Source organism: Tsukamurella pseudospumae (genome assembly GCF_001575195.1).
GTDB classification, from domain to species: domain Bacteria; phylum Actinomycetota; class Actinomycetes; order Mycobacteriales; family Mycobacteriaceae; genus Tsukamurella; species Tsukamurella pseudospumae.
Window position 1 is genome coordinate 131859 of the sequence record NZ_LSRF01000058.1, and the last position, 20920, is coordinate 152778.

24 protein-coding genes are annotated in these 20920 nt (G+C 70.7%); 11 read left to right on the forward strand and 13 right to left on the reverse strand.

Features of this window, described 5'->3' with window-relative positions:
• Positions 1 to 258: 258 nt before the first annotated feature.
• From AXK60_RS19090 to AXK60_RS27155, 4 genes are all read right to left on the reverse strand, one after another.
• The gene (locus AXK60_RS19090) at positions 259 to 864 is read right to left on the reverse strand and encodes a class I SAM-dependent methyltransferase (protein ID WP_068573583.1); all 606 of its coding nucleotides are present in this window, start codon (positions 862 to 864) and stop codon (positions 259 to 261) included.
• 30 nt (positions 865 to 894) lie between these two features.
• Positions 895 to 1368 carry a hypothetical protein gene (locus AXK60_RS19095; RefSeq protein ID WP_068573584.1) on the reverse strand — a complete coding sequence of 158 codons (474 nt, stop codon included), beginning with the start codon at positions 1366 to 1368 and terminating at the stop codon, positions 895 to 897.
• Between the two features lie 138 nt (positions 1369 to 1506).
• Entirely contained in the window at positions 1507 to 2109 is a 603-nt protein-coding gene (locus AXK60_RS19100; protein ID WP_068573585.1) for a superoxide dismutase, read from the reverse strand.
• Positions 2110 to 2263: 154 nt separating this feature from the next.
• On the reverse strand, positions 2264 to 2437 hold the full coding sequence (locus AXK60_RS27155; protein ID WP_156485639.1) for a hypothetical protein: 174 nt from the start codon (positions 2435 to 2437) through the stop codon (positions 2264 to 2266).
• Positions 2438 to 2714: 277 nt separating this feature from the next.
• Between AXK60_RS27155 and AXK60_RS19105 the strand changes: the two genes are divergently transcribed.
• From AXK60_RS19105 to AXK60_RS19135, 7 genes are all read left to right on the forward strand, one after another.
• Positions 2715 to 3113, forward strand: coding sequence for a hypothetical protein (locus AXK60_RS19105; protein WP_068745401.1), 399 nt, complete (start codon positions 2715 to 2717; stop codon positions 3111 to 3113).
• Between the two features lie 43 nt (positions 3114 to 3156).
• A complete protein-coding gene (locus AXK60_RS19110; protein ID WP_068573587.1) occupies positions 3157 to 3576 on the forward strand; it encodes a DUF2752 domain-containing protein in 420 nt (139 codons plus the stop codon).
• Between the two features lie 47 nt (positions 3577 to 3623).
• Complete coding sequence (locus tag AXK60_RS19115) at positions 3624 to 4532, forward strand: S49 family peptidase (RefSeq protein WP_068573588.1); 909 nt, start codon at positions 3624 to 3626, stop codon at positions 4530 to 4532.
• A gap of 165 nt (positions 4533 to 4697) precedes the next feature.
• A complete protein-coding gene (locus tag AXK60_RS19120) occupies positions 4698 to 5048 on the forward strand; it encodes a rhodanese-like domain-containing protein (RefSeq protein ID WP_082778128.1) in 351 nt (116 codons plus the stop codon).
• A complete protein-coding gene (locus AXK60_RS19125; RefSeq protein ID WP_068573589.1) occupies positions 5048 to 5878 on the forward strand; it encodes a DUF4328 domain-containing protein in 831 nt (276 codons plus the stop codon). Before AXK60_RS19120 ends, AXK60_RS19125 begins: the two co-directional genes overlap by 1 nt.
• Positions 5863 to 6621: a glycerophosphodiester phosphodiesterase gene (locus tag AXK60_RS19130; protein WP_068573590.1), complete on the forward strand. Its 759-nt coding sequence runs from the start codon at positions 5863 to 5865 to the stop codon at positions 6619 to 6621. The genes AXK60_RS19125 and AXK60_RS19130 overlap by 16 nt, the downstream gene beginning before the upstream one ends.
• Before the next feature lie 9 nt (positions 6622 to 6630).
• Positions 6631 to 7533: a DUF5926 family protein gene (locus AXK60_RS19135; protein WP_068573591.1), complete on the forward strand. Its 903-nt coding sequence runs from the start codon at positions 6631 to 6633 to the stop codon at positions 7531 to 7533.
• Positions 7534 to 7536: 3 nt separating this feature from the next.
• Here AXK60_RS19135 and AXK60_RS19140 read toward each other — a convergent pair whose 3' ends face one another.
• From AXK60_RS19140 to AXK60_RS19155, 3 genes are read right to left on the reverse strand one after another with little or no spacing between them, the layout of a single operon-like run.
• On the reverse strand, positions 7537 to 8196 hold the full coding sequence (locus AXK60_RS19140; protein ID WP_068573592.1) for a TetR/AcrR family transcriptional regulator: 660 nt from the start codon (positions 8194 to 8196) through the stop codon (positions 7537 to 7539).
• A gap of 9 nt (positions 8197 to 8205) precedes the next feature.
• Positions 8206 to 9624, reverse strand: coding sequence for an LCP family protein (locus AXK60_RS19145; protein ID WP_244881132.1), 1419 nt, complete (start codon positions 9622 to 9624; stop codon positions 8206 to 8208).
• Positions 9625 to 9656: 32 nt separating this feature from the next.
• Entirely contained in the window at positions 9657 to 10433 is a 777-nt protein-coding gene (locus AXK60_RS19155; RefSeq protein ID WP_068573594.1) for a CPBP family intramembrane glutamic endopeptidase, read from the reverse strand.
• A 68-nt stretch (positions 10434 to 10501) separates the two neighbouring features.
• Between AXK60_RS19155 and AXK60_RS19160 the strand changes: the two genes are divergently transcribed.
• The gene (locus AXK60_RS19160; RefSeq protein ID WP_068573595.1) at positions 10502 to 11962 is read left to right on the forward strand and encodes an NCS2 family permease; all 1461 of its coding nucleotides are present in this window, start codon (positions 10502 to 10504) and stop codon (positions 11960 to 11962) included.
• Positions 11963 to 11995: 33 nt separating this feature from the next.
• Here the strand turns inward: AXK60_RS19160 and AXK60_RS19165 are convergent, their stop codons facing one another.
• The 4 genes from AXK60_RS19165 to AXK60_RS19180 form a co-directional block, all read right to left on the reverse strand.
• Complete coding sequence (locus tag AXK60_RS19165) at positions 11996 to 12952, reverse strand: oxidoreductase (protein WP_244881133.1); 957 nt, start codon at positions 12950 to 12952, stop codon at positions 11996 to 11998.
• A 264-nt stretch (positions 12953 to 13216) separates the two neighbouring features.
• Positions 13217 to 13969, reverse strand: coding sequence for an acetoacetate decarboxylase family protein (locus AXK60_RS19170; RefSeq protein WP_068573596.1), 753 nt, complete (start codon positions 13967 to 13969; stop codon positions 13217 to 13219).
• The gene (locus AXK60_RS19175; protein WP_068573597.1) at positions 13966 to 14766 is read right to left on the reverse strand and encodes an SDR family NAD(P)-dependent oxidoreductase; all 801 of its coding nucleotides are present in this window, start codon (positions 14764 to 14766) and stop codon (positions 13966 to 13968) included. The genes AXK60_RS19170 and AXK60_RS19175 overlap by 4 nt, the downstream gene beginning before the upstream one ends.
• Entirely contained in the window at positions 14763 to 16067 is a 1305-nt protein-coding gene (locus AXK60_RS19180) for a flavin-containing monooxygenase (RefSeq protein ID WP_244881134.1), read from the reverse strand. The genes AXK60_RS19175 and AXK60_RS19180 overlap by 4 nt, the downstream gene beginning before the upstream one ends.
• 56 nt (positions 16068 to 16123) lie before the next feature.
• Between AXK60_RS19180 and AXK60_RS19185 the strand changes: the two genes are divergently transcribed.
• A complete protein-coding gene (locus tag AXK60_RS19185) occupies positions 16124 to 16798 on the forward strand; it encodes a TetR/AcrR family transcriptional regulator (RefSeq protein WP_068745393.1) in 675 nt (224 codons plus the stop codon).
• 39 nt (positions 16799 to 16837) lie between these two features.
• Here the strand turns inward: AXK60_RS19185 and AXK60_RS19190 are convergent, their stop codons facing one another.
• Positions 16838 to 17488: a hypothetical protein gene (locus tag AXK60_RS19190; protein ID WP_139058047.1), complete on the reverse strand. Its 651-nt coding sequence runs from the start codon at positions 17486 to 17488 to the stop codon at positions 16838 to 16840.
• Positions 17489 to 17568: 80 nt separating this feature from the next.
• On the opposite strand from AXK60_RS19190, the gene AXK60_RS19195 reads away from it, so the two are divergent.
• Complete coding sequence (locus tag AXK60_RS19195) at positions 17569 to 18135, forward strand: TetR/AcrR family transcriptional regulator (RefSeq protein ID WP_068573600.1); 567 nt, start codon at positions 17569 to 17571, stop codon at positions 18133 to 18135.
• Positions 18132 to 19661, forward strand: coding sequence for an MFS transporter (locus AXK60_RS19200; protein ID WP_068573601.1), 1530 nt, complete (start codon positions 18132 to 18134; stop codon positions 19659 to 19661). Before AXK60_RS19195 ends, AXK60_RS19200 begins: the two co-directional genes overlap by 4 nt.
• A gap of 85 nt (positions 19662 to 19746) precedes the next feature.
• On the opposite strand, the gene AXK60_RS19205 is transcribed toward AXK60_RS19200, so the two are convergent.
• Positions 19747 to 20796, reverse strand: a complete 1050-nt coding sequence (locus AXK60_RS19205; protein WP_068573602.1) for a type IV toxin-antitoxin system AbiEi family antitoxin domain-containing protein — start codon at positions 20794 to 20796, stop codon at positions 19747 to 19749.
• Positions 20797 to 20920 lie beyond the last annotated feature (124 nt).

Consider the following 20920-nt stretch of genomic DNA (forward strand, 5'->3'; position numbering starts at 1 on the left):
CGGATCCGCGTTCGCAGACCGCGCAAGTGGCACAAAGGTCTCGCCCACCGCGACGTGCGGTTCGCGGGGCCGGGCGCCATCGGGGTGCCAGTGTGTCGACCGCGCGATTGGGGGCTACTCCCCTTCGTGCATAGTCCAGCGTAGTCACGCCTCAGCGGAATCGCAAGTAACGCAAGAGTTTTAACGACCGGTCGCAGTTCTTCAGGCGTCCTGTGCGAGGGTTTCGGCTCCCCGTATCCGACGGTGCCGGTGCCCCGTTCAACGCCGGTGGGCCAGCAACTGCGCCATCGGGAAGCGGTAGCCCTTGTCGCGGTACACGATCCGCCAGGCCTCGTCGAAACCTGCCTCGGCGAGGACCTCGCCGAACCCGTCCGGGTGCCATCGCCAGGCCGGCGCGACGGCGTGATCGAAGGGGATCGGCGGGCCCGGCTCGTCGGCCGCTTGGAACGCGACGAGCACCGGCGAGCCGGGGGACAGGAGCGCGGCCCAAGCCCCCAACGCCCGGCGGACCTTGGACGGTTCCACGTGAATCAGGCTGAACCGGGCGAGGATCGCGGCGATCGGGCCGTCGGGCAGGGCGCTGAGGGAGGCGTCACCGTCGACGAAGGGAACGTGGAGGTGCAGCCTGCGGGCGTGGGCGAGCATGCCGGGGCTCGGATCGACACCGATCACGTCGAGGCCCCGCGCGGTCAGATCGGCGGCGACGTGCCCGACACCGCACCCGACGTCCACGGTGCGACCGGGCCGACCCGCGGCCGCCTCCGCGAACGCAGCAGCGGCGTGCGCCTCGATCGGGAACTCGTACGGGTCCGGAAAGGTCTCCGCGTAGAGATCGGCCATCGCGTCGTACCCCGGCTGCGTCATGCGATCACTGTGGCACGGGGCACCGACATCTCAGCGCGCGGCGGGATCCCCCTCGATGTCCGTGATCTGCCAGTTGCGCTTCTTGTCGAGGGTGACGTTGTAGACCGAGACCGTGGACGCCCCGGCCGGCGCCTTCACAGAGGTCGTGCGGATCCGTACGAAGCACGTCGCGCGCCACGTGTCATTGCCCAGCGACGTGATCTCCGCACCCGCGAGGCCGGCGGTCGAGACCCACTGGAGATCCCGGTAGAGGGACTCCATACCGACGGAGGCGTCGGTCAGTGTCCGGGCGAGTTCGGGTGTGGTGCCTCGGGTCAGCCTCGCGCGCCACTGGCCGAACTCGCGGTAGTCGACGGTGGCGGCGCCGACCGCGTACTGCTCGCAGGCGATCCGACGGGCAGTGGCCTCGTCGCCGGGGGCCGGCGCGGCGTGTGCGACGGCGGGGCCGAGGGCGGCGAGGGGGACGGTGGACATGAGCACTGCTGCGGAGCCGCGCGAGATCATGGAGATCCTTCCGATGACGTGAATACCGTAATCACGATAACGAAAAACGGTACTCCTGTCGCGCGGGAGGTGCCCCGACGACGAAACCCCGCCGGCGCAGTGCGCTGGACGGGGTTCCGAGGCTGAGGGGATGAGGACTCAGGCGGTGGCGGCGGCGTAGCGCGCGGCGACGTCGTCCCAGTTCACGACGTTCCACCAGGCCTTCACGTAATCGCCCTTGACGTTCTTGTACTGCAGGTAGAAGGCGTGCTCCCACATGTCGAGCTGCAGCAGCGGGGTGAGGGCCTCCGAGATGTTGCCCTGCTGGTCGGTCAACTGCTGGATGACGAGGCGCTGCCCGATGTGGTCGTACGCGAGCACGGACCAGCCGGAGCCCTGCAGCGTCATCGCGACGGCGTTGAAGTGCGCCTGGAACTTGTCGAAGCCGCCGAACTGGTCGTCGATGGCCGCGGCCAGGTCGCCGACCGGCTTGTCGCCGCCGTTGGGCGACATGTTCTTCCAGAAGATGGAGTGGTTGGTGTGGCCACCCAGGTGGAAGGCGAGGTTCTTCGAGAGCAGCGGCGCCTTGGTGGCGATCGAGCCGTCCTCGCGGGCCTCGGCGAGCTGCTCGAGGGCCTGGTTGGCGCCGGCGACGTACGCGGCGTGGTGCTTGCTGTGGTGCAGCTCCATGATCTCGGCCGAGATGTAGGGCTCGAGAGCGCTGTAGTCGTAGTCGAGGTCCGGCAGAGTGTAGACGGCCACGTCTTTCCCTTCGATTGCGAGGACGATCGTCCTCTGATTGGTCCTACGTACTCGTCCAGCTTTTCTTATCTGGAATGGTTCCGCAATAAGGACGGCCGAATGCGCATGAAGTGCTGTTGAGGTTCGTGCGGGGCTTCAGCCGCCCGCCGGGGCTTCAGCCCAGGGCGATGATGAGCACGAGTGCGAGCGCGAGCGCGGCGACGGTCAGGCCGGTGCGGGTCAGCGAACGCGAGAAGTGCACGGTGCACGAGCTGCGGGCCGCCGCATCGGCGCCCGTCGCGATGGATCGAGTGTGCTTGACCGCCATCGCGCCCTCCCGTGATTGCAACTGTGAATTCTGTCACAGCTGTGGTGTGGACCACCATAGCCGACCTACACGGACGTAGGAAATCGGATCTGATATCGCGCCCCGATAATCCGCACCCGAAGTCCGCGTCGCCGGATTGTCCGATGTTTGTTGTTCACGCGAGTGAATGTGACCTATTAGACCGCCGGATTGCTTTACGGCGCTCACCTGCGTCGCGACCGACGCGGTCGATAGAATCGGTCGCAGTTCCTATCGCAAACGCTTGGAATCCGCCGTGCGCGGACGGATCATGGTTGTCATGACCGGATTCAGCATCGGGGTGCGCACCCAGCACCCGCACGCTGGTCGGGCCGGCCGCATTCGCACCCTCGTCGGCGGCCGCCAGACCCGCGCCGACATCGTCGTGTCGATGACACTGCTCGTCGCCTCGTTCACCGCGACCATCGCGAACCTCGTGCTCGCGGTGCGCGCGCTGCCCTCGTTCCGCGACTGCGCGGCGATGGCCTGCAGCTACGGCGGCGACCTCGACGTCCTGGCGATCACGTTCCTGACCTCGATGCTGCTCGGCACCACCTTCGGCGCCCACGCGGTGCTCAACCTGCTCAACCGCCGCAACGCCTGGGGCTACGCGGCGCTGGACGCGCTCGTCTCGGTGGGTTGCCTGTTCGGCGGCCTGGCCTGGATCGCCGCAGCCTGATCGGCCCGGGCCTCGTCGACCGCGGGACGCTAGCCTGGACCCCATGACGGCCACCACCTCACCCGCCCGGTGGAGCCTGCGCGCCGCGGCCGGTCCCCTCGCCACGGCGGCGGCGGTGGGCGCGACCGCTCTCGCCCTGCACCTGCGCGACCCACACCAACAGGGCAGCTGGGGCGTCTGCCCGCTGTACGCGGTGACCGGCCTGTACTGCCCGGGCTGTGGCGGCCTCCGCGCGATCAACGACATCACCAACGGTTCGTTCGGCGCCGCTCTCGGGTCGAACGCGCTCGTCTACCCCGCCGCGGCGATCGTGGTGTGGCTGTGGATCGGCTGGCTCGGCAGGAAGGTCGGCTTCCGGGTCCCGTCCCTACCGACGAACACCTACCTGTGGGTCACCGTCGGCGTCCTGATCGCGGTGTGGACCGTCGCCCGCAACCTCCCGGGCTCACCACTGGCGCCCTGACCTGCGCCGACGCCGAGATGTCGGGGTGGCCCGCTACCGTCGGGGCCATGAGTCCTCTCGTGACCGATCTGCAGGACGCGGCCAAGGCCGCGAGCCACCGCGTACGCGCCGCCCTGGGCCAGGCCGGCGGAGTCGTCCCCGTCGTCCGCCTGGAGGGCCCGATCGCCGCGCCCGCGATGTCCGGCGGGCTCGGCCGCGGCGCGCTCAACCTGGCCGGTGTCGAGCCGGTGCTGCGCCGCGCCTTCGAGACCGACGACGCCGTCGCCGTCGCGCTCGCGCTGAACAGTCCCGGCGGCTCGCCCGCCCAGTCCGAGCTCATCGGCACCCGCATCCGGCAGCTCGCGGAGAAGCACGACCTGCCGGTGCTGGCGTTCTGCGAGGACGTCGCCGCGTCGGGTGGCTACTGGCTGGCCTGCGCCGCCGACGAGATCTTCGTGACCAGCACGTCCATCGTCGGATCGATCGGCGTCATCTCCGCGAGCTTCGGCGCGAAGGAGCTCATCGGCAAGATCGGCCTCGAGCGGCGCGTGTTCACCGAGGGGGACGCCAAGCATCGCCTCGACATGTTCGAGGACGTCCGCGAGGGCGATCTCGAGTGGCTGCACGGCATTCAGGGCGACATCCACACCGCCTTCCGCGAGTGGGTCCGGTCCCGCCGCGGCGATCGCCTGGGCGAGGATCCCGCCCTGTTCACGGGCGAGGTGTGGATCGGCCGCAAGGCCGTCGACCTGGGCCTCGCCGACGGCATCGGCACCCTGCGCGGCGTCCTCGCCGACCGCTTCCCCGACGCGGAGATCGAGGCGATGCACACTCCGAAGCCGCTGCTCGCCCGGCTGCTCGGCGGCAGCACCGCGATCGACGGTGCCGGGCTCGCCGCGTCGCTCACCGCCGGGGTGCTCGACGGTGCGCTGTCCGGTCTCCAGCGCCGCGGCCTGTGGGCGAATTACGGATCCTGACGTGATCGATCCACAGGGCGAAGGATCCGCGCTGGTGAAGCGTGCACAACACAACCCTCAACCTGTGGATGAGCCTGTGGAAACTGTGGATGAAGCCGCTCGGAGGCATCGCCTTCGCGCTGATATCTCCGGGGAATCCACCCCCGCGCGTGGAAGACTGGTGCTATGACGGACTACTCCGGCGACGGCCCGATCCCCGTCGACGCGCTGCCGGCCGATGTGGCGGCCGCCGCGGCGATCACCCTGCTCGACGTCCGTGAGCAGGACGAATGGGACTTGGGCCACGCGCCCGGCGCGCTGCACATCCCGCTGGCCGAGCTGCCGGTCCGGTTCGAGGAGCTCGACCTCGACTCCGAGGTACTGGTGATCTGCCGCGGCGGTGGCCGCTCGGAGCAGGCCGTGCGCTATCTCGAGACCGTGGGTGTCGAGGCGGTGGTCGTGGACGGCGGGATGATCGCGTGGGCGTCGTCCGAACGGCCCGTCGTGCGCCCGGACGGCACCCCGGGGGCCGTCTGATGCACCCGACCTCGGCGCGCACCGAGGCCCCGCGCCGGCGCATCCGCTGGCTGGCGCGCCGCCCGCCCGAGACGCTCCCGGTGCCGAGGCGGGCACCGTCGGGCCCGAAGCCGACCCCGCGCTACCCGGCCGTCCCGCGCTGGGGGCTGCGGCAGGACTTCACGCCCGTGCCGGCCGCGCCGCTGAGCGCGGCGGAGGCCGCGGCGGACGTGACGCCCTTCGTGCTCCGCCTGACCACGGTGATCGTCTTCGTCGCCGCCGCGGCCGAGGCGCTGGCCTACCTGCTGCTGGTGATCAACCGGGCGGGCCCGGTGCCCGGCTGGCTCGCGATCGTGGCGACGGTCGCCGTGTTCGCGACGGGATGGCTCGCCGTGCTCGCGGTACTCGCGCTGATCGCGGTGCTCGCGCTGTGGCTGCAGGCGGCCCGCGCCCGCGCCTTCGCCGAGCTGGGCACCCGTGAGCCACGGCCCGTCTGGCAGCTCTGGGTGTACTGCCTCGTCCCGGTGGTGAACCTGGTGGCGGCGCCGGTGCTGGTCCTCGAGCTGGTCGACGCGCAGCGGCGCGCGGACGGCGCGCGGACGGATCGTCGCGCGATGTTCATCCGGCGCTGGTGGGCTGCGTGGATCGCGCTGACTATCGTCACCGTGGCGTGCATGGCGTACTCGTTCGCGGCAGGCGGCCTGCAGCACGGCGCCGACGCGATGGTGTACACCGCGCTGACCTATCTGCTGTCCGGCGCGTTCCTGCTGGTGACGGTGCGATCGGTGCGCATGATCGACGGGGGGCCGACGGCCCGCGAACGGGAGGAGACGCGATGGCTGGCGGCGTAGCGGGGGTCGTGGCGCACCGGGGAGCGAGCGGCGAGTACCCCGAGCACACGATGAGCGCGTTCGAGGCGGCCGTCGCCGAGGGCGCCGACGCCATCGAGTGCGACGTGCGGCTCACCAAGGACCAGCACCTCGTCTGCCTGCACGACCGCACCGTCGAGCGCACCTCCGACGGCACGGGCGCCGTCTCCGAGCTCGACCTGGCCGACCTCAAGGCCATGGACTTCGGCTCCTGGAAGCGGCCCGGGCACCCCGAGCCCGTCGTCACCCTCGACGAGTTGATCGAGCTGGCCCGCACGTCCGAGCGGAAGCTGTTCGTGGAGACCAAGCACCCCGTGCGGTTCGGCGGCATGGTCGAGCAGAAGCTCGTCGCCGCACTGCAGCGGCACGGATTGGCCAAGCCCGCCGACCTGCGGGACGCGCCGGTCACCGTCATCTCGTTCTCCGGCTCCGCGGTCTGGCGCGTGCGGCGCAACGCCCCCGGGGTGCCCGCGGTTCTGCTCGGCGAGGCCTCGCGGCTGCTGGGCGGCGGCGCGGCCACAGCGGTCCGGGCGCAGGGCATCGGCCCGTCGGTGGAATCCCTGCGCGAGCGTCCGGACACCGTCGCCAAGGCACGGGCCGCCGGCCGCTTCACCTACTGCTGGACCGTGGACTCCGAGGTCGACGTCGCGCTGTGCAACGGACTCGGCGTCGAGTGGATCGCGACCAACCACCCGGCGCGTACGCGCTCCTGGCTGCGCGGATAGGCTTCCCGCATGGGTAGACGCGAACGCAATGCCACTCCCCGCGAGGGATCCAACCGTGCCGAGAAGCTGGCCGCGCAGCGCGCCCGCACCGAGGCCGCCGAGGCCGTCACGGCCCGCCCGTTCGAGGGCCTGGCCGCCGAGTGCGACATCGTCGCGCTGCGCCAGTTCGTCCCCAGCGCCACGGCGCCACTGAAGGTCGCGGGCGCGAACCGCGAGGTCCGCCTCGCGACGGTGCTCCCGGGCGCCGCGTACGCGCTGGTCCGCGAGGAGGCCGACGGTGTCGTCGGCTACGCCGCGCTGCAGACCGCCACCCGCCCCGAGGCGCCCGGCGCCGCGCTCGCGGGTGCCGCCCGGTTCGCCGCGGACGCGTCCGTCGGCGAGGCGCTGTCCGAGACGCCCGACGGTGCGCTGCTCGAGGTCCTCGACGCAGCCGCGCCGCTCGAGATCACCGTGCACAAGGACTTCGACTGGTGGCTCGCGGGGACCGCCGGAACGGACGCGCAGACCCAGCAGCTCGTCGAGCACGCCAACTCCCTGATCACGCCCGCCGCCCGCCTGGACCTGGGCGCCGACGGGATCGGTGCGCCGTGGTGGGCCGACACGGGGTCGAAGGCGCACCTGCGCTGGGTGCACCCCGCGCCCGAGGACGAGCTCATGGCCGCGCTGGCCCGCGTGCACGCCGCCGGCGGCCTGACAGTGGGCGAGGGCTCCCGGTTCGCCGGCTCGTTCCGGTCCGACGGCCTGCTGGTCCCCGTCTTCGACCTCGACCGCGAGTCGCACCCCGACGAGTGGGTGCCGGGCACCGTCGAACTGGCCAAGCGGCTGGCCGAGGCCCTGGCCGACGACAGCGAGCTCACCGCCGCGCAGCGGCGCTCCCGCGACGGCCTGCGCGGCCGTCAGGTGTCGCTGTAGGGCTCAGCCCGGGAAGCGGTCGCCGAGGGCGCCGTGGAGGTACGCGGTGATCGTGCCGCGGATGTCGTAGGTCGCCGTGCTCGGATCGAGGGCGCCGAGCGTGCGGGCGAGCCGCGGCCGGTCGATCACGTGCTGCGGGATCTCGCGCTCGTACCAGGCGCTGGACGTCGGGCGGGCGTCCCGCAGCGCGTGGTTCGTCCGGACGGTCACCTCGCCGATCACGATGCGCCACAGGCCCAGCAGCAGGTGCAGTGACTCGTCCTCGGGGATGTCGAGGCGGTCGGTGGTCTGCAGGAACTCGTCGAAGGACCACGCCGAGTAGGCGTCGATGATCTCGTCGCCGGCGAGGACGTCGATCACCCACGGGTGCTGGGTGAGGTGCTCGATGACCGCGAGCGGCAGTTGGATCAGGCGCTCGCGCGGGTCGTCGGACAGGTCGGGGATCGGCGTGTTCCACGACTGGTGCTCGAGGACGGCGCCCAGGAGGTCGTTCTTCGAGTCGAAGTAGTGGTAGATGCCCATCGCGCTGATGTCGAGGCGCGCGGCGAGGGTCCGCATCGAGAACTTCAGCGGCCCGTCGTTGGTGAGGATGTCCGCGGCAGCGGCCACCACCTGCTCGCGATTCACCTTCGGCGGACGGCCGATGCGGCCGCGTTCAGTCATGACGTCACCTTATCCGGTTCCGGGGGTCCCACTGAGGAGACGTGCGGGAATGGGCTGGTCGGCGGCGATCAGGCCGAAGAACTCGGTGGTGTTCTTCCCCCACGCGAGCGAGTCGCCGTCGCTGGTGTACTCGCTGCCGGCGGTCGGGGTGGTCGTCGTGACGGTGCCGCCGCGCAGTGCCCACGCGAGTCGGCCCAGGTCCCACAGGTGCGTATCGGAGTCGACGGTGAGCGCGTCGGCGACCGCGTTCGACAGGCCCCACAGCTCGAACTGGTTGAGCAGCGTGGTGGGCGAGGTCGTCTCCTTGAACAGCGCTGACATGAACTCGCGCTGGTGCACCACCCGGTCGAGGTCGGCGTTGGGGGTCGCGCGGGTGCGGACGTAGCCGAGCGCCTGCGCGCCGTCGAGCTCCTGGCAGCCCGCCTTGAGCCGGATCCCGGCCTTCGGGTCGTTGATCGGGTACTTCGGGCACATCTCGACGCCGCCGACCGCGTCGACCATGTTCGCGAAGCCGCCGAAGCCGATCTCCGCGTAGTGGTCGATGTGGACGCCGGCGGCCTTCTCGAAGGTCTGGACCAGCAGCTGCGCGCCGCCCGCATCGCCCGCACCGGACGTGCTCCCGAGGAAGTACGCGGCGTTGATCTTGTGGCCGCCCTGGCCGGGGATCTGCACGTACAGGTCGCGGGGGATCGAGATCAGCGTCGCATCGCCCGACTCCGGGATGTGCACCAGCATGATCGTGTCGGTGCGCGCGCCGCCGAGGTCGCCGCCCGTGGCCAGCGCCTTCTGCTGCGCGGGCGTGAGCCCCTCGCGCGCATCGGTGCCGACGAGCAGCCAGTTGGTGCCCGGTGTGTCGGCGATCCGCCCGGAGTAGGCGGCGAGCGCGTCGATCCGCTTGAGCTTGCCGTCGAAGTAGAACGTGCCCGCGACCGTGCCGACGAGGAGGAGCACGACGATCACCACGAGCCAGCGGAAGGGGTGCAGCTTGCGCTTGCGGCGCACCTTCTTGGGCGCCGGTGCCTGCGGTTCGGGGGCGGCGGCGGACCGTCGGCCCCGGTCCTTGTTGCGGGGTGGGCGCGGGGGCGGCGGGACGCGTCCGCCACTGCTGCCCCGGGCCCCGACGGTGCGCTGGACCTCGTCCGCGGGGAGCGGCTCGGGGGCCTGGCGGGGCGCCCAGTCCTGTCGGGGCTGCGGAGCCGGTCGCTCGACGCGGGTGGCGCGGGGTTGGGCCGACGGTGCGCCCTGCCCGGGGCGACTGTGCGGCTGCTGACCCTGTTGCGGCGGCGGTACGGGCCGTCCGCCCTGCGGTGGGCGGGGGATGCCCTGGGGGTGCCGGGGCGCGCGGGAGCGCGGGTCGCCCTCGGGCACCTGCGACCAGGCGAGGTTCGGCTGGTGCCGGTCCCGGCCGCGCGGTCGTTCGTCGTTCACGTCGTCCGACTGTACGGGCCGTGACTGAGAATTCAGCGTAGGAAGCCGAGGTGCGGCCGCAGGAGCGCGTACCCGACGAAGGCGACCACATCGAGCAGGAAGTGCGCGATGACCAGCGGCCACAGCCTGCGCCAGCGGTCGTAGGCGGCGCCGAAGACCAGGCCCATCACCAGGTTCCCGAGGCCGGCGCCGAAGCCCTGGTAGAGGTGGTAGCTGCCGCGGAGCACCGCGGACGACGCGAGGGTGCCCGCGCGACCCATCCCGAGCTGCCGCAGCCGCGTCATGAGGTAGCCCACCACCACGACCTCCTCGGCCACGGCGTTGCCGGCCGCGAGCAGGACGTAGGTGAGGATCCGCCACCACTGCACGTCGCCCGACGCGGGCACCACGCTCGCGGTCACGCTCAACGCCCGCCCGGCGGCGTAGAGCGCCAGGCCGGGGATCCCGATGAGCGCGGCCAGGCCCGTGCCCAACCCGATGTTGCGCATGAGCGCGGCGCGCGGGCCGCGCAGCGCGAGGCCGATGTCCGCGAACCCGATGCCCGACCGGATCAGCAGGTAGAGCGCCAGTGCGGCCCATCCGAACAACTGGACCGCGCCCAGGACCTGCAGGAGGAAGTCGATGACCGCGTGCGGGCTGCGGACGGGGTTGAGGGTCACCGTCGTCGATCCGACCCCGGCCCCGAGCTGGTAACCGATCAACCGGACCAGCGAATACAGCCCCGACCAGGCGAAGGTCACCGTCAGGACGATCGCGACCTCGGCGCGCAGCAGGCGGCGCTCGCGCGGCGCGGCTTCGGGGACGGTCACGGGGCCACCCTAGCGGGGGCGTTGTACGATTCGCGCGATCGAAGCCCACCGCCCGAAGGGGAACACGCGTGTCCGCTCCCACCGAGTCCCGCCTGGGACCGCTCGACCGGTTCTTCCGCATCTCCGAGCGCGGTTCGACGGTGCCCCGCGAGCTCCGCGGCGGCCTCGTCACGTTCTTCACGATGGCCTACATCGTGGTGCTCAACCCGATCATCATCGGCGGCGTCGTCGGGCAGACGAAGAACGTCGACGTGCTCGGCCACGTGCTGCCGACCGCGCAGGTCGCCGCCGTGACCGCCCTCGCCGCGGGCGTCATGAGCATCGCCTTCGGCCTGATCGTCAACTACCCCTTCGGCATCGCCGCGGGCCTGGGCGTCAACAGCCTGCTCGCGGTGACCATCGCGCCGCAGGTCACCTGGCCCGAGGCGATGGGCCTGGTGGTGATCGACGGCGTCATCATCGTCATCCTCGGTGTCACGGGCTTCCGCACCGCGGTGTTCCGCGCCATTCCCGCCGAGCTCAAGGCGGCCATCGCCGCCGGCATCGGCTGCTTCATCGCGTTCATCGGCCTGGTCGACGCAGGGTTCGTCCGGCGCATCCCCGACGCCGCCGGGACGACGGTGCCCGTCGGCCTCGGCATCGGCAACTCCGTGGCCGCGTGGCCGACGGCCGTGTTCGTCTTCGGCGTCCTGCTCATCGGGATCCTCGTGGTCCGCAAGGTGCCGGGCGCGATCCTGCTGGGCATCGTCGTCACCACGATCGTCGCCCTGATCGTGCAGAAGGTGGCGGGCCTGGGACCGTCGTTCAAGGACCCGCACGGCTGGAGCCTGAACATCCCCGAGCTCCCGTCCTCGTTGGGCGGCGCGCCGGACCTGTCACTGGTCGGCGAGGTGGACCTGTTCGGTGCGTTCACCCGGATCGGCGTGCTCGCGGCGTCGGTGCTGGTGTTCGCGCTGGTGCTGTCGAACTTCTTCGACGCCATGGGCACCATCACCGGCCTGACCAAGGAGGCCGGGCTGATGAAGGACGACGGATCCGTCCCGAACATCGGCAAGGCCCTGGCGGTCGAGGGCGCGGGCGCGATCGTCGGTGGTGGGGCCTCGGCGTCGTCGAACACCGTGTTCGTGGAGTCGGCGTCCGGCATCGCCGAGGGCGCGCGGACGGGCCTGGCGAACATCGTGACCGGCGTGCTGTTCCTGCTCGCCATGTTCTTCACCCCGCTCTACGAGGTGGTGCCGTCCGAGGCCGCCGCGCCGGCGCTGGTGATCGTGGGCGCCATGATGATCGGCCAGCTGCGCGACATCGACTGGTCGCGGTTCGACATCGCCCTGCCGGTGTTCCTCACCGTGGTCTCGATGCCCTTCACCTACTCCATCGCGAACGGCATCGGCATCGGCTTCATCACCTGGGTGATCATGGCCGTGGCACGCGGCAAGTGGCGGACGATCCACCCGCTGCTGTGGATCGTGGCCGCACTGTTCCTGCTGTACTTCGCGAAGACGCCGATCGAGACCCTGTTCGGGATCTGATCTCCCGGAACGCTGTTCGACGGTGCGGTCGGTCTAGCGGGGGATCACCGCCTGTTTCGCGGCGCCGCCGGCGATCCGGCCGATCGCCCGCGCGAGAGTGAGCGCTCCCGGATGCTTCTGCGGGGTCCTGCCGGCCGCGATGCGGTGCAACTGGTCGTTGTGCCAGGCCAGTTCGAGGTAGCCGTCGGCCGGTCGATAGCCGAGCCGCGGGGCGCCCGGCGGGAGCGTGGGGGTGTCACCGGCGAGGATTCGGCGGGGGTAGTCGGGGACGAAGGCGAGCGGCCGTCCGAGTCCGACGACGTCGACGACACCGTCGCCGATCAGTGATTCCATCGCGGAGGTGTCGCGGAGGCCGCCGGTCAGCATGATGGGAACGGTGGAGGCCGCGCGGATCCGGCGGGCGAAGTCGACGAAGTAGCCCTCTCCGCTCGTCTCCTGGCCCGCTGCGACGCCCGTCATCGCCGGCTGCTCGTACCCGCCCCCACTGATCTCCAGCAGGTCGATTCCGGCCTCGCCCAGCGCGACCGCCACGGCGAGCGCCTCCTCGCCGGTGAAGCCGCCGTGCACGAAGTCGGCGGAGTTGAGCTTCACCGAGACGGGGATCGACTCGCCCACCGCCGCGCGCACGGCGGCGACGGTCTCGAGAAGGATCCGGCTCCGGCACCTGGGGTCTCCACCCCACTCGTCGGTGCGGGTGTTCGCCAGGGGCGAGAGGAACTGGGAGAGCAGGTAGCCGTGCGCGGCGTGCACCTGGACGCCGTGGAAGCCGCCGGCCACGGCGAGCTGTGCGGTGCGGGCGAATCGCGCGATCACCGTGTGGATCTCGGCGTTCGAGAGCGTATGGGGCCGGCGCAAGTTGTATCCGGGAACGGTGCTCCGGGACGCCGACGGTGCCACCGGCCGCCGGTTGAAGGGCGAGACCGCGACTCTGCCGGGGTGGTTGATCTGGGCCCAGATCGCCGCGTCGGTCCCCCGGTCGCGTCGGTCCAACTGCGGACGGCGTCGAGGCAGCGGCTGTCGTCGAGGATCACGTTGCCCGGCTCGGTGAGCGCGGCACGGTCGATCATGATGTTGCCGGACAACAGGAGTCCCGCGCCGCCCCGGGCCCACACGGCGTACAGCCGGCGGAGGCCGTCGCCGGGTACGCCGTCGCGGTGCGCGAGCTGTTCACTCATCGCGGCCTTGGCGATCCGGTTCGACAGGACACTGCCGCACGGCAGGCGGAACGGTTCGGACAGGAGGGTGGCGGTCATGTCAGAGCACTCTCGGTCGGAGGTGGGCGATCGAATGGAGGGGGGTGAGTGGGCGCAGCGGGATCGGCGGGCTGCCGGCGGACAGGTTCACGCGGTGCAGACGGGCGTCGACGACGCGCCCGATTCCCATGAGGTGGAGTGGATCCCGCTCGGAACCCGACACCGTGAACTCGTCGAGGTGCACCCGTCGGGTCTCGATGGGATGCTCGCCCGGGGTGAAGCCGATGATCCGGGGCAGCGCGAGGCCGAGCGTGCCGGTCACGTTGCGGTGCGGGCGGCCGAGGATCGGAGGTGCGTCGGGCACCGTCGCACCGAGCTCCCCGCGCATCGCGATGAGGTCGTGGCCGCGGCGGGAGGCGCTCGCGCTGATCGCGGTTCCGTCGAGGTTCCAGCCGATCTCGCCCATCTTCTTCGGGTAGCCGAGGAGCTCGCGGCCGAGGATGAGCGCGGTGTCGTCGTCGAGGATCATCCACGGGCAGTGGATCCCGGTGCGCCCGCCGAGGGTTCTGATGTGCACGAAGATCCCGGCCTCGTGGTAGACCGATCCGTACGTGCAGTGCGGGAACCATGCTGTGAAGACCTCGGCGCGGTACGGCTGCGCGAGCCGGACGCCGGTGGGCAGCCACGGCCGCATCGCGGCCGGATCGAGTTCGACGGTCGCGGTGAAGTAGTGGGCGTCGCAGTAGAGCAGGCCGCGCGGCGGTGCGAGCCGCAGTGTCTCGCGGATCCCGCCGAGGAGTCCGTACTCACTCATCGCAGGTCCCCGTAGACGCGGCGCAGGACGGGGTTGAGGATGCTCCGCGGCGTGTGCATTCCGCCGAAGCCCTGGAGCTTGGCGATCGGGCCGGGCACGACGCGCCGCCGGCCGGTCACGAGTCCGCGGACGGCGGCCTCGGCGGCGCGTTCCGCAGTGACCCAGGCGATGCCGGGGAGGCGGTGCTCGATCGCGCCGAGGTCCGACACGGACGCGAACTCGGTGCGAACGGGTCCCGGCGCGAGCAGCGTGCACGTGACCCCGGTGCCGGCGAGCTCGCCGTGCAGCGACTCGGCGAGCGTGTTCGCGAAGGCCTTGGTGGCCGCGTAGGTCGCGTTGTTGGGGCTGGGCTGGTTTCCCGCGGTGGAACCGGTGATGAGAACGCCGCCCCGTCCGCGGGCGACCATCGACGGCAGGAGTGCGAGGGCGAGGTCGTGGACCGCGACGGCGTTGAGCACGACCTGCTCCCGTTCCCGTGCCGGGTCCAGTTCCAGCACGGAGCCGTAGGTCGCGAAGCCGGCGTTGAGGCCCACCGCGGCGAGCTCGACCGTCTCGAGACGCGTCAGCAGCTGCGCCCGGGCGGCGCCGTCGGCGAGATCGCAGGCGAGGACATCGGCATCGACGACGTGGTCGGCACGTAGCCGGGCCGCGAGCGTGTGCAGCCGATCCTCCCGCCGAGCGACGAGGATCAGCGAATGTCCGCGGCGCGCGAAGGATTCGGCGAGGGCGGCGCCGATGCCGCTGGAGGCGCCCGTGATGAGGACACGGGCATCGGGGGTGGGGGACGGGATACTCATGATCCGATCGGCTCCTTCGAGAGGTTGTTCCGGGGGCGGAGGACGGCGCGGGCGCGCTGGAGGCGGAGTGCGCTGCGCAGCAACCTGATCCGGCAGAGGATCTCGGCGGATCCCGCGAGCATCGAGGATCGTGCGGGGAACCGTCGGGCCAGCATGTCCGACAGCGGTTCGGTGACCCCGTCCTGGGCCGGGATGGCCTCGGCGAGGAAGTCGGCGCCGAAGGAGATGATGCGTCCGGCGCCGGACCGCGGCGCGACGAGTCCCCACAGGTAGAGGTTCGCGTACCTCGGCACCAGGACGTGCTCGACGAGGAGCGGATCGCCGTTCTCCCAGACGAACATCGACTCGTCGAGCATGGGGAACCGGGTGTGGAACCCGGTGGCCCAGACGATCGTGTCGTACTCGGCGCTCGTGCCGTCCGTGAAACGGACCCGGGCACCGTCGAACCGCTCGATCTCGGGTCGGACGGAGACCTTGCCGTGTTGGAGCGCGTACATGAGGGACGTGTTGACCGTGACATCGCGGGTGAAGAGCCGGTGGTCGGGTCGCTGCAAGCCGTATCGGCGGTAGTCGCCGTAGCTCAGTCGAAGCGCCTGTTTGAAGACGGTGCGCTGCAACGGTATCGGCCACCAGATCCGGTCCCATTCGGAGGACGGGACGCCGAACAGGGTCTTGGGGATGAACCAGTAGCCGCGGCGCATCGAGACGTCCGCCGTGCCGACCGCGGCCGAGGCCTCGACCGCGATGTCGCTCGCGGAGTTGCCCGCGCCCACGACGAGGACCCGGCGGCCGGAGAGGTCCGCCGGATTCTTGTAGTCCTTGGAATGCAGTTGGGTGCCGGTGAACTCACCGGGGTACCACGGGAGGTTGCGCTCCCAGTAGTGACCGTTCGCGACGACCACTGCGCGGTAGTGGCGGACCTCGCCGGAGGCGAGCTCGACGAGCCATCCGGCGGTGCCGTTCGCGTCGACGGGCCGGACCGAACGGACCTCCGTGTCGAACTCGAGGTTCTCCGCGAGGCCGGAACGGTCGACGTACGACTGGAGGTACTCGAGCATCTGCGCGGCGCTCGGGAACGTGGGGTAGTGCTCCGGCATCGGGAAGTCCGCGTACTGCGTGGACTTCTTGGAGCTGATGAGATGCGTGGAGTCGTAGACGCCGTGCGACCAGTTGCCCCCGATCCGATCGGTGGCCTCCAGGTGGTCGTAGGGGATGCCGGCGCCCCGCAGTGCCCGCGCGAGCCCGATTCCGGCGTAGCCCGCACCGATGACGCACACGCGCCCACGGTGGTCGTCGATCATGGCGCCTCCTCAATTGTTACATCCACTGTAGCTTCAGTCGATGTAACATTCCCGATATGGCTGGGAGAGTCAAGACGGTGATCGACGATGTGACGGCGGAGGCTACGGGCCGCCGCCGCCCCGCCAAACGTCCCTACGCCGCCCGTATGACGCCCGCGGACCGTCGGGAACAGCTCCTGGACGCTGTGCTCCGGGTGATCGCGACGCGCGGCGTCGGCAAGGTGTCGATCGACGCCGTCGCCAAGGAGGCGGGCGTCACCCGGCCCGTCGTCTACAAGCTGTTCGACGACTCGAACGCCCTATTGCGCGCATCCCTCGTGCGGGAGGAGCGCAGGGCGACGGAGCAGTACCTCGCAGCGTTCCCGTCGGCCGCCGCCGGGCGTGCGCTCCCCGAGCTGGTCGCGGAGCTCTACGCGGGCCTGCTGCTCACCTTCGAGCGATCGCCCGACCTGTGGCGCGCCGTGTTCGAGCTCTCCGACAGCACGACGACGGTGTTTCGGGCTCGGCTCGAACGCGGCCGCGCCGCGGCGGCGGGGCGGATCGAGCGCATGCTGACCGAGCATCCGGATGCGGACGTCGAAGATCCGTCGCTGGCGGCGCGGATGGTGTTCGCGGTGATCGTCGAGTCGGGCAGGTTGCTGCTCGCGGAGGACGATCGCTACCCGCGCGAGAGGTTGATCGCGAGTGCGGACCGGATCGCCGCCCTGGTGGGCGGGACGACGCCGGCGTAGCGGACGGCGCCGGATCGGGCACCGTCACGCGGCGGAGAGTCAGAGGTCGCCGGACTCGTGATCGGTCCGCGCGGCGGCCTTCTCGGCCCGTGCCTCTTCCTTGGCGGCGATCTTGGCCTGCTTCACCGCGGCCTTGTCGGCCGCCTTCTGGAGCTTGCGCGCCTCCCGACGCTTCCCGTAGATCCTGACGGCGATCGGGATGGCGATCGCGAGTACCAGGCCGATGATCGCGCCCCACAACGTGGCGCCACGGAACATCGGTGCGTCCACGTTCATCACGTCCCGCCCGGCCTTCGCGGCGTTGCTGATGCCGGCGGCGATGCTCGCCGTCATGAGGTTCGGAACGGCGACGACCACCGCGAGGACGGCGGCCGCCGTCGCCAGTTTCGGTGACCGGCGGATCCGCTTGACCGCGAACACGAGCAGCAGGAGCGGGATCAGGGTGCAGAGGATGCCGAACGTGAGGCCGAGTCCGGTGCCGGTGAGCATGCTCTTGTTCACCCATTCGCCGACCCGCTGGGCCCACCACCGCGGGATGACCGCTGCGGCGATCGAATAGACGATCACCGCGACGACGGCGACGCCGACCCAGATCGCGACCTGCTGCGCGCCCTTCTTAGCCATCTCACCTGCGCGTTCGCCGACCGGCTTCTTCTCCGCGGACGCCGGTACGGGTTCGGGTGTCGTCATGATCACAATCTAGTCCCTTTCGTCCCGTTCCATCTGATGTACATTTGTACATGTACAGACGTACATGAGGAGCTGAAGCAATGACCGACATCCCCCGTCGCCGCGACCCCGAGCGCCGCCGCCGCGAGATCATCGCCGCCGCCGCGGAGATCGTCCTCGAAGACGGGCCCGACGCGCTGACCCACCGGAAGGTCGCGGCCCGGGCGGGCGTACCCCTCGGCTCGACCACGCAGTACTTCGCCACGCTCGACGACCTGCGCGCGGCCGCCCTGACGTCGCTGGTGGTGGACGCGGAGCGCTGGCTCGGCGAGTTGGAGGCCGAGTTCGTCCGGGAGGGGGCATCGCCCGCCGCCTACACGGCGTCGCTGCACCGCTACCTCGAGGACACGCGTCTCGTCGGTGCCGACTTCGCCGTGACCTGTTCGGCGCCCCTGCATCCGGACCTCCGGATGCTCGCCGTCCGGTGGGAAGCGGACTTCCTCACGATGCTGGAGCGCTACATCACCACCGAGAGCGCGGCGGCCGTGTCGATGCTCACGGACGGCGCGATCATGCAGACGGCGCTCTCCGAAAAACCCTCGGAGCGAACGCTCCTCGACCGCGCGATCGCTGCGCTCTGGACCCCTCGACAGGAGACGACGCCATGACCGACCTCTCGACCGCGCCCGCGATGTCCGCGACGCGGCGCTGGGCCGCGGCCCTGCTGCTCTCGGCGAGCCTGCTCGTGATCACCGTGGACATGACGATCCTCAACATCGCCGTCCCGGACCTGGCGGCCGACCTGCGACCCAGTGCCGCGCAACAACTCTGGATCATCGACGTCTACTCGCTCGTGCTGGCCGGGCTCCTGGTCTCCACCAGCTCTCTGGGGGACCGGTTCGGCCGCAAGCGCATGCTGCTCCTCGGCTACGTCGTCTTCGGCGTCGCCTCGGCGCTCGTCCTGTGGGCGGAGACTCCCGGCCAGGTGATCGCCCTGCGGGCGGCGCTCGGCGTGGGCGGCGCGATGATCATGCCCACCACGCTGACCATGCTGCGCGTGATCTTCACCGACCCCGCGGAGCGGGCGAAGGCCCTCGGCCTGTGGGCCGCGGTGTCCGGCGTGGGCGCGGCGATCGGGCCGATCGTGGGCGGTGTTCTGCTGGAGAACTTCTCGTGGCGCGCGGCGTTCATGGTGAACGTCCCGGTGATGGCGATCGTGCTCGTCATCGGGTTCTTCCTGCTGCCCGAGTCGACAGTGCCCGCCCGCGGCGCCTGGGATTGGCTCGGTGCGCTCATGTCGATCACCGGCATGGTGGCTCTGGTCTGGTCGATCAAGCGGTTCGCGAAGGACCACACGCTGCTGTCGGGGCCGGCGCTCGTCGCGCTGCTGATCGCCGTGGTGGTGCTCGGCTCGTTCGTCCGGCGCTCGCTGGGTCGCGAGTACCCGCTGCTCGACGTGCGGCTCTTCGGTCGGCGCCAGTTCTCGGCCGGGATCATCGCGGCGCTGGGTGTCATGTTCGCCATGGCCGCCGCGCTGCTGCTGCTCGCGCAGTGGATGCAGCTGGTGGCGGGCTACGGGCCGATCGAGACCGGTGTCCGGCTGCTCCCCGTCGCCGTCGCCGCGGTGGTGGCCTCGCTCGCTGCCCCGTGGCTCGCGAACGTCCTGGGCGCCCGCGTCGTCCTGGCCGGTGGCCTGGTGGCGGCATCGGTCGGCATGGTTCTCCTCGCGGCTCCCGCACACCTGGACTACGCGCGACTGGTGGCCCCGCTGATCCTGGTCGGCGTCGGGATGGGCGCGATGACGGTGGCCTCGGCGATGATCATGTCGGGGACGCCGGAGGACAAAGCGGGCAACGCAGCCGCGCTCGAGGAGACCTCGTACGACCTGGGCAACGTGTTGGGCGTCGCGATCCTCGGCAGTGTCGCCGCGATGCTCTACACCGCCGACGCCGCCTTCGGAGCGATCCCCGGTGTCGACGGGGCGACGGCCGACGCCGCGGGTGAATCCCTCGGCGCCGCGATGGCCATCGCGGAGCAGGTCGGCAACCCCGAGATCGCGCGGCACGCGGCGGAGGGATTCACCGCGTCACTGCAGACCACGGGCCTGGTCGGCGGGGTGATCCTGCTCGCCGTCGCGGTCGGCGCATACGTACTGACCCCGAAGGGCACCGACATCACGGTGCAGGCGCACTGACGACGGTCGCTTCAGGAATTCGAGTTCGGCGGCACTGGAGACGTCACGAGATGACCTTCGGTGCCGCAGAACTCGAATACGTGAACTAGTGCCGCCCGGGCACGCGGGGCCGTCCACGGATGATCGCGACGACGTCCGCGAGCACGGTGTTCCACGAGAACATCACGTCCTCGTACTCGATACGGAGCACGCTGTAGCCGCTGACGGTGGCCCGGCGGTCTCGGCGGTTGTCCTCCCTGCGCTGTTCGTCGTTGTGGTGAGCCCTGCTGTCGCACTCGACGATCAACCGTTCGCCGACCAGCAGGTCGACATGTCCGACGTCCTCGATCTCGACCTGACTGCGCACCGCGAAGCGCGCGTTCTGGAGTCGGAACCGCGCCACGGATTCGGTGCCGGAGCCGGCCTCCGCATCGAGGCGATCGAGCAGACGCAGCACCCGATGCGGCGCGCCGGCGAAGATCACGCGCAGATCCTCCTGCGTGTAGGCCGGCTGCCTTCGCAGCGTCGAATCCAAGACCGCGACCAGGTAGTCGGGCGAGAGGCGGTTCGCCGCGCACTGCAGGGCGATCGGTAGCGGGTCCACGGCGCGGTCGGACGTACTCGGCGGTCGGTGCGAGTGACAATAGGCGGAGAGGGCCGTCGAGCCAGGAGAACTCTTCGACCACGCGCGCATCTTCGACCACGGCCCGTCCCGTGTCCGTCTCGCGCGACGTGCCCCGTCTGCGCAGCCGATGTCGTCCGTGCCGGCACGCCGTGGGTTCCGCCCGCCGTCCCGCTGGCGCCGCGCGGCCATGGCCGCGCGCGCAGTCCGCTGCTGGGCGACTTTGCCGGAGCCCCTCAGCTCGGCGCGATGCACCGGCCAACGAATGTGAGTGCGCTGCACTCCGGGCGGGACCCACACCTCGGGGTGGAAGGCGAGCGCCGACACGCAGGTCACCGTTCCGCCTGCGCGGACGGCAGTGATCACCGCAGGATCCGCACCGGCGATCGCGTACCACCCGCGGCGGATCACGAGCAGGACTCCGGCGTGGCGGAGCTTGCTGATCTCGCGCGGTTCCGCTCCGAGCGCGATGAGCCGCGCCCGGGAGATGACGCCGGCGTCGGCGTTCTCGGCGATCAGCGTCACGAGGTCCATGTCGCTCAGCGTGACCGTAGGCGCCGAGGCCTGCCCCGGAGCGGAGGAGGTTCATCCCCAGTAAGCGTATGAAACTTTCGCTGCCCGCGGTTGTTCACAGAATCGAGTTCTGCGGCACTGTCAG

Bases quoted from the DNA above. Each gene is read 5' to 3' on its own strand.
- AXK60_RS19195 (WP_068573600.1), top strand. From the start codon at position 17,569: ATGACCGACATCCCCCGTCGCCGCGACCCCGAGCGCCGCCGCCGCGAG.
- AXK60_RS19130 (WP_068573590.1), top strand. From the start codon at position 5,863: ATGGCTGGCGGCGTAGCGGGGGTCGTGGCGCACCGGGGAGCGAGCGGC.
- AXK60_RS19110 (WP_068573587.1), top strand. From the start codon at position 3,157: ATGACGGCCACCACCTCACCCGCCCGGTGGAGCCTGCGCGCCGCGGCC.
- AXK60_RS19175 (WP_068573597.1), bottom strand. From the start codon at position 14,766: ATGAGTATCCCGTCCCCCACCCCCGATGCCCGTGTCCTCATCACGGGC.
- AXK60_RS19095 (WP_068573584.1), bottom strand. From the start codon at position 1,368: ATGATCTCGCGCGGCTCCGCAGCAGTGCTCATGTCCACCGTCCCCCTC.
- AXK60_RS19170 (WP_068573596.1), bottom strand. From the start codon at position 13,969: ATGAGTGAGTACGGACTCCTCGGCGGGATCCGCGAGACACTGCGGCTC.
- AXK60_RS19125 (WP_068573589.1), top strand. From the start codon at position 5,048: ATGCACCCGACCTCGGCGCGCACCGAGGCCCCGCGCCGGCGCATCCGC.
- AXK60_RS19205 (WP_068573602.1), bottom strand. From the start codon at position 20,796: ATGGACCTCGTGACGCTGATCGCCGAGAACGCCGACGCCGGCGTCATC.
- AXK60_RS19115 (WP_068573588.1), top strand. From the start codon at position 3,624: ATGAGTCCTCTCGTGACCGATCTGCAGGACGCGGCCAAGGCCGCGAGC.
- AXK60_RS19200 (WP_068573601.1), top strand. From the start codon at position 18,132: ATGACCGACCTCTCGACCGCGCCCGCGATGTCCGCGACGCGGCGCTGG.
- AXK60_RS19140 (WP_068573592.1), bottom strand. From the start codon at position 8,196: ATGACTGAACGCGGCCGCATCGGCCGTCCGCCGAAGGTGAATCGCGAG.
- AXK60_RS19180 (WP_244881134.1), bottom strand. From the start codon at position 16,067: ATGATCGACGACCACCGTGGGCGCGTGTGCGTCATCGGTGCGGGCTAC.
- AXK60_RS19190 (WP_139058047.1), bottom strand. From the start codon at position 17,488: ATGACGACACCCGAACCCGTACCGGCGTCCGCGGAGAAGAAGCCGGTC.
- AXK60_RS19105 (WP_068745401.1), top strand. From the start codon at position 2,715: ATGACCGGATTCAGCATCGGGGTGCGCACCCAGCACCCGCACGCTGGT.
- AXK60_RS19090 (WP_068573583.1), bottom strand. From the start codon at position 864: ATGACGCAGCCGGGGTACGACGCGATGGCCGATCTCTACGCGGAGACC.
- AXK60_RS19120 (WP_082778128.1), top strand. From the start codon at position 4,698: ATGACGGACTACTCCGGCGACGGCCCGATCCCCGTCGACGCGCTGCCG.
- AXK60_RS19185 (WP_068745393.1), top strand. From the start codon at position 16,124: ATGGCTGGGAGAGTCAAGACGGTGATCGACGATGTGACGGCGGAGGCT.
- AXK60_RS19135 (WP_068573591.1), top strand. From the start codon at position 6,631: ATGGGTAGACGCGAACGCAATGCCACTCCCCGCGAGGGATCCAACCGT.